Genomic DNA, 1,344 nt, shown 5'->3' on the forward strand with positions numbered 1-1,344 from the left:
TCTAGCAGGCTGTTGAAATACACCTCGCTGATGCGAGGCAGTTCTTTTCGAAGAGTCGCCGTATCGGGTTGGTCCGAGTCGATTTGATGCCGAGCACGCTCAAATCAGGTGGAACCAATGCCGTCTCCTCGCTGATTTTCGCCTCTACGCCGCTTTGCCCGCGAGCGTACGCATACGCGTGAGGTTGTAGGCCGCCTGAGTGAGCAGAAACAACTGCTCGACCCGTTCCCGGCCGCGATACACAGTCTGACGAATCCGCCCGACCGTCTTGCCCCAGCCAAAGACCTGCTCGATGCATTTGCGTTTGCGCTGGCTGATGGCGTAGCCGGCCCAGCGCGTCGTGCGAGCGTCAATCGCCGAGCCACCCGCGCGCCCGTCGTTTTGCGCTACGTGCGGCGTTACACGATTGGCGCGGCAACTCGCCACGAAGCCCGCCGTGTCGTAGTTCTTGTCGGCCCCCACAGTAATGGGGGCGCTGGCAACCTGCGCGGCGTCCGCGAGCATTTGAGCCGCAGCGTCGCGTTCGGCCGTACCGCTGGCCTGCGTCACCTGCGCGTTCACTACCAAGCCATGTCGGTTATCCGTGAGCAGGTGTCCGATGTAGCAAAGCAGCGCACCGGTGCGCCGGCTCTTGCGAAACAGCTTCGCCTGACTGTCCGTGCTCGATTCGTGCGTCTCGTTGCTACGCTTCTCGCCGTGCCAGTTCTCGCGCTCGTGCGTACCGCCATCGGGCGGCGCATCGTCATCCGACTTGTTCTTGCGCACGAAGCTCTTGTGCCCAGCCCACGCCTGAATCAGCGTGCCGTCCACGCTGAAATGCTCGCCCGACAGATAACCGCGCGCATGCGCCGCCTCAACCGTCTCGTTGAACAGCGCCACGATGACGTCGTGCTCGAGCAACCGGTCTCTGTTCTTGCTGAAGGTCGAGTGATCCCACACCACATCGTCCATCGAAAGGCCGACAAACCACCGAAACAGCATGTTGTAGGAGATTTGCTCCATCAGCATGCGTTCGCTTCGAATCGAATACAGCACCTGCAACAGCAACGCGCGAATCAGCTTCTCTGGGGCGATGCTCGGGCGGCCGCCCTTCGCGTCACTCTCGTACATGCGTGCGAACAACGGGTCCATACGCTTGAGCGCGTCGTTCAGCCAGATACGAATCGGGCGCAGGGGGTGGTTAGCAGGCACGAAGTCATCCAGCTTCGCCATTGTGAACATCGCCTCGGTGTAGCCGTCCGCTCCGCGCATCGTTTCGGTCTCAGTATTGTCCGTTCCCTTGCTTCAACGTTTACCGCCCCCGCGCCGATGACGGCGGCGGGAGCTATTTCAACAGCCTGCTAG

Annotated in this window: 1 protein-coding gene; it reads right to left on the reverse strand. The window is 61.4% G+C overall.

From position 1 onward, the window contains the following. Positions 1-144 precede the first annotated feature (144 nt). Entirely contained in the window at positions 145-1,251 is a 1,107-nt protein-coding gene (locus tag BBA01S_RS39415; RefSeq protein ID WP_027821164.1) for an IS5 family transposase, read from the reverse strand. Positions 1,252-1,344 lie beyond the last annotated feature (93 nt).

Source organism: Paraburkholderia bannensis NBRC 103871, assembly GCF_000685015.1.
In the GTDB taxonomy this organism is placed as follows: domain Bacteria; phylum Pseudomonadota; class Gammaproteobacteria; order Burkholderiales; family Burkholderiaceae; genus Paraburkholderia; species Paraburkholderia bannensis.